The following is a 4,511-nucleotide window of genomic DNA, read 5'->3' as shown; positions in this document are numbered from 1 at the left end:
TTTATCCCTCTTACATTAAGTTTTTTAAGGACAACTTCTATAGAGGGGTTAAAGTAAAAGGTTAAGTATGCTTAAGTAAAACTCAGGTATACAAACCATTATTAAAGTATGGTGACTATGGAGGATAATATAGTTGATATAGGTGGTCTTTTCCTGCATGTGGTTCAGGCTGGCCCTGCTACTGGTGAGCCAGTTATACTGCTGCACGGTTTTCCTGATGCGTGGTTCGCCTGGCAGAAACAGTTACAGGCACTGGCTGAAGCTGGCTTCAATGCCTTTGCGATTGATCAGAGAGGGTATAACCTTAGCGATAAGCCGCAGAATGTGATTAACTATACTACTGATGTGCTTGTAGCAGATGTTTTGCGCGTGGCAAATCATTTTGGTATCAGCAGTTTTCATTTGTTAGGACATGATTTCGGAGCTTTGATAAGCTGGCAACTGGCGCTGCACCACCCTGAAAGGTTAAAGCGAATGATCATAGTTAATGTGCCACACCCATTTGTGCTAAATAAGTTTTTACTGTCCAGGCCTACCCAGATGCTTAAGAGCGCTTACATGGCTTTTTTTCAGTTGCCTTACCTGCCTGAGGCTGTACTTAAACTAAATAATTGGAAACTGCTTACTTCACAATTATCTGGCCGGTTAACAGATGCTCAAGTAGAACAGTATCGTGCAGCATGGGCAAAGCCCGGAGCAATCAAAAGTATGCTGAATTGGTACAGAGCGCTTAAGTGGAGCCGCCAAGGTGGGGGAGATGGCAGCGTGAAAATTCCGACACGCATCATCTGGGGGAAGAAAGATCCTTACCTAATGCATGGCATGGCTATAGAAAGCGTCAATTTTTTAGAAAAAGGTTCGCTCTATACGTTGCAGGAAGCAGGGCATTGGGTGCAACACGATGAGTGGGAGGAGTTTAATAGACTTATGTTAGAGCATCTGTTAATGTAGGTCTTTTGCTGCTACAGTGTTAATTTATACCAGAAGATTGACTTTTGTGATTGTTCAGTTAAAAGTACACATTCTTATTTAAGAATAACGCCATCAGCTACAAACCTGAGCTCTTCCTTAGGAGCTGTAATTGCTGCTATTTCTGCTGCAGTTTTGCCTGCGTCTTTAGCATAATGCTGTTGGTCCTCTACTGATATAACCTCACGTTTGGCTGTTCCTGTAAAGATGACTTCCCTGCCTTCAAGGTCTTCTACAGGCAAAAAGAAGCCGTAATCTTTGAAGGTCACTTTCATGTTGCTGTTGTCAGTCAGCTTTACGTCCATCCAACACCCTTTGGCCTGACAACTTTCTACTACCTCTGCAGCTATTGTTGCCTGTAAGGAATCTTTGTTGTCTATAGCAGCAAGTAAAGCGGATGCTGGAAGTACATTGCCTTCTGTGAAGGCAGCACCATATACCACACCCGAAGCATTATTCTGCTGAAGAGCTGATTGATTTTCTACAGGTGACTTTGCCTGGTTACAGGCATAAGAAGAAATTGCCAGGAGTAGAATTGTAGCTGCTTTTCTCATGAGTTCTGAATTATTTATATGCAGTAAATATAATAACTATTGGGTAGCTGGCAAACACTATTAATAACAGCACGAGGGGCAGCTGCTTTCTTTGTAGCAGGGTTTCTTATAAAGATTAATCAGAGTCTGTAGTTGAAATAATATGGTTAATACGGCATCTTAATGAGCTGCTATTGCTGAAGCCATACTTACACTTTTCAGAAGAACTAGCTAATACGTCATAGAATTAATCCACTTCGCCCTATCTATCATAATCATAAGCCTGCCTGTAAGCAAAGGCAGGTACTCAGCAGGAATAGACGCTTGAAAGTTATCCAGCATCAGATCAAAGCTGGTGGTAAAGTATAAGGTATTATCGATTGTGTTAAAGGTGACAGGCACTCTCGTTTCGTTTGTAACACCTTGTATCTGAACAGAGGCGGTAAGGTTGCTGGTAGCCGAGAGAAGGTCGTTCGGAACAGCACTTTGAGTGGGTACGTGTAATCTAATCAGTAGCTGCGGGTACTTGGCTCCAAAAAGTACATTATATAACATAGCAGGAGGTACAGAGTCTTGCAGTGGTAAGAGGCTTACAACTGGAATAACACATTCAAGCCTCTGTGCTTCTTTATTGTGGCGTACAAACATTTGCTTCGATACAAAATCATAACGAATCAAGGGGCCTTCTAATGCTACCATTACACGATTAGTGCCTGTAAAAGATGAACGCTCATTTTGCGCAGTAGCAAAGTGGCTCATCAGCAGGGAAAACAAAAAGACATATAGGGTGTATAGCGTTGATTTCATAGAATTTAAGGGTTTTACTATGTTTAACGCAAACCAGCGTGCGAGGGTAGCTTAATACATTCTAAATATTGGTTTAATAAAACGCTCTTACAGTACAACAATAGCTATATATCTACTGTTGTAAAAAAAGACGCTTAATCAGCAAGTAAAAGGAATATTCGCAAAACTATAAGTCAAAGGCTTCGGTATAATTAAGGTATACTGAGAACGCTATGCCTTGTACGGTTACAAATGCAAAACTCTCAGGAAAAGGAGCATAGGATGGACCAGGATAAAAAGAATAAAGTTAACGCATCACAGCGCTCAGCCTTTAAGCATATAGAGAAGATGCATCCTATCAAGATGCTGCTTTACTTGAGCATGATCGGCATAGGGGTTCTCTTTTTCATTTTAACGGTAGCTTTCGTGAGGACAGGCGGTTTCACGAACGAAACTTTTGAGTTACCTAAATTCTTCAGCGTAGGTACAGTTTTGTTGCTTTTCAGCAGCTATACTATGTCTAAGATACCACGTTTGTACAAGCAGGAGAAACTTAAGAAGATGGCTAGATATCTGGCCTTAACCTTAGCATTTGGTCTGTTGTTTGTTGGAGCGCAGTTATTAGGCTGGCACGAAATGAACCGCACAGGCATCTATTTTACCGGAAAAGCATCAGGTACTTATCTATACTTGATTTCTGCCCTGCACGTGCTTCACCTGATAGGGGGAGTGATTTTCCTTTCTTTTATGCTTTTCAAGACAATATATGTGAAATCAGATGGCGTAAGAAGTCTCATTTTTATACGTGATCCTTTTCGCCACCTTCAATTATCCATGCTAAACAGCTATTGGCACTTTATGGATTTTTTATGGTTAGGCTTATACTTCGTATTCCTATTTATTGCTTAGCATTCCTCAAAATTTCAAGGCTTCAAAGCACTAAGATCCCGCTATTCTTTTTAAGTGCTGTAGCCACAGTTCATCAGGTACAAGTAAATTCCTGAAGTATAAATTTAGCTTTATGAACCAGTGCAGTTGGTAAGTCAGCTAAATTTACCTGTAGTTTAACCAGCTCCCTTCTTACTTGAAATTACCTTTTTCAGCAAAGTCTTAATTGTCTTCAGTTGCTGGTATGGCATGTAGCTTACTAGCAATACCTAAAGCTTCCAACTTGGAATATAAATTCTGATTTTGCTCTAGCACAACAACTAGACGCTGTTGATCGAAAGTAAATGCATTGCTAAAATTGACGGGAAAGCTAGTGATCAGGTGCTGTGTCAAAATATCCTCAAGGTGAGGAGTTTATATGTATAAGCTAGTTTTCAAATGCCTTATAGCTTGCAGGCAGTGTTATGGTCGGAATAACTCAAACAAGCAGGGTAGGTGGGTGGCCTGAGTTTTACAAAGTATACTGCAGGACTAGACAAGGGAATGGCTATTCTATAAGCTGCTAGCATGCCTGACGGAACAAAGCCATCAGCGGTGATATTACCTCATGTACAAAAAATAGTAATCTAGCACATTTGCAATAGCTTACTAATAGCGCTTCTTTTCCGTTGGCTGTAATACCTTTTCCAGAAGTTCTTCAAAAGGTAATGGTTTAGAAAAGTAAGCATCATTGTAAGTATTTGCCACAAAACGTATGTATCCTGGGTGTTTATTTACTTTGATATAGTCAAGCAACACATTTCCATAGAGCTGGTTACAAAGGCTGGTACCTGGTAGGTCAGAGGCCGGCGGAGTTAAAAGGTGTTTTTCTACCTGTTCTGTGTAACGCTCGTGCCGTACCTCCAGCTTATCACAGCTATGTAGGGTATAGCCGTTTTCAAGTATGCGATCCTTAAATAAATCGAACAAATAGCAAAAATTACCGGCACCTATACTAGGGTCATAAAAGAAGACTGCGCCATTAAAATGCTCTTCCTGTATTAGTTGCACCCTAAGAGAAGCTGGCAGAGTAGCTTTCTTATAATGATAAGCTTTGAAAAATGGAATTGTCCAGTTAAGGTAAAGCTGTGCTGCCACCCATTCCTGATAGCCCTCACCGTATTTACCAGATCGGGTTAGCGTGCTGCAAGTAGGGGCATTTTTTGATAAGCCCAACAATCGTTTATAGAATTCGTTAAATGACATCTGATAATTTACCCATTAAACACTTATCGCTCTAAATAGTTTAATCTACACCTCCAGCAAATATTTAGAGTTAGTTTTATAGAGACAGAT

The 4,511-nt window shown here is 40.5% G+C and carries 5 protein-coding genes; 2 read left to right on the top strand and 3 right to left on the bottom strand.

Features of this window, described 5'->3' with window-relative positions; genetic code table 11:
• Positions 1-117: 117 nt before the first annotated feature.
• Positions 118-951, top strand: a complete 834-nt coding sequence (locus ACFQ2O_RS20145; RefSeq protein WP_377532297.1) for an alpha/beta fold hydrolase — start codon at positions 118-120, stop codon at positions 949-951.
• Between the two features lie 74 nt (positions 952-1,025).
• Here ACFQ2O_RS20145 and ACFQ2O_RS20140 read toward each other — a convergent pair whose 3' ends face one another.
• Positions 1,026-1,523 (bottom strand): DUF4920 domain-containing protein, encoded by a 498-nt coding sequence (locus ACFQ2O_RS20140; RefSeq protein ID WP_377532294.1) that lies wholly within the window; start codon positions 1,521-1,523, stop codon positions 1,026-1,028.
• Between the two features lie 210 nt (positions 1,524-1,733).
• Positions 1,734-2,309: a hypothetical protein gene (locus ACFQ2O_RS20135; protein WP_377532291.1), complete on the bottom strand. Its 576-nt coding sequence runs from the start codon at positions 2,307-2,309 to the stop codon at positions 1,734-1,736.
• 231 nt (positions 2,310-2,540) lie between these two features.
• On the opposite strand from ACFQ2O_RS20135, the gene ACFQ2O_RS20130 reads away from it, so the two are divergent.
• A complete protein-coding gene (locus tag ACFQ2O_RS20130) occupies positions 2,541-3,197 on the top strand; it encodes a cytochrome c oxidase subunit 3 (RefSeq protein WP_377532288.1) in 657 nt (218 codons plus the stop codon).
• Positions 3,198-3,824: 627 nt separating this feature from the next.
• On the opposite strand, the gene ACFQ2O_RS20125 is transcribed toward ACFQ2O_RS20130, so the two are convergent.
• Positions 3,825-4,421 carry a hypothetical protein gene (locus ACFQ2O_RS20125; protein ID WP_377532285.1) on the bottom strand — a complete coding sequence of 199 codons (597 nt, stop codon included), beginning with the start codon at positions 4,419-4,421 and terminating at the stop codon, positions 3,825-3,827.
• Positions 4,422-4,511: the final 90 nt, after the last annotated feature.

This window comes from Pontibacter rugosus, from assembly GCF_042678745.1.
Classification (GTDB): domain Bacteria; phylum Bacteroidota; class Bacteroidia; order Cytophagales; family Hymenobacteraceae; genus Pontibacter; species Pontibacter rugosus.
Note: the sequence above shows the minus strand (reverse complement) of the source record. Positions and strands in the feature narration are given on the sequence as shown.

Excerpts from the sequence above, each read along its gene's own strand:
- ACFQ2O_RS20135 (WP_377532291.1), bottom strand. The coding sequence starts at position 2,309 with ATGAAATCAACGCTATACACCCTATATGTCTTTTTGTTTTCCCTGCTG.
- ACFQ2O_RS20130 (WP_377532288.1), top strand. The coding sequence starts at position 2,541 with ATGCAAAACTCTCAGGAAAAGGAGCATAGGATGGACCAGGATAAAAAG.
- ACFQ2O_RS20125 (WP_377532285.1), bottom strand. The coding sequence starts at position 4,421 with ATGTCATTTAACGAATTCTATAAACGATTGTTGGGCTTATCAAAAAAT.
- ACFQ2O_RS20145 (WP_377532297.1), top strand. The coding sequence starts at position 118 with ATGGAGGATAATATAGTTGATATAGGTGGTCTTTTCCTGCATGTGGTT.
- ACFQ2O_RS20140 (WP_377532294.1), bottom strand. The coding sequence starts at position 1,523 with ATGAGAAAAGCAGCTACAATTCTACTCCTGGCAATTTCTTCTTATGCC.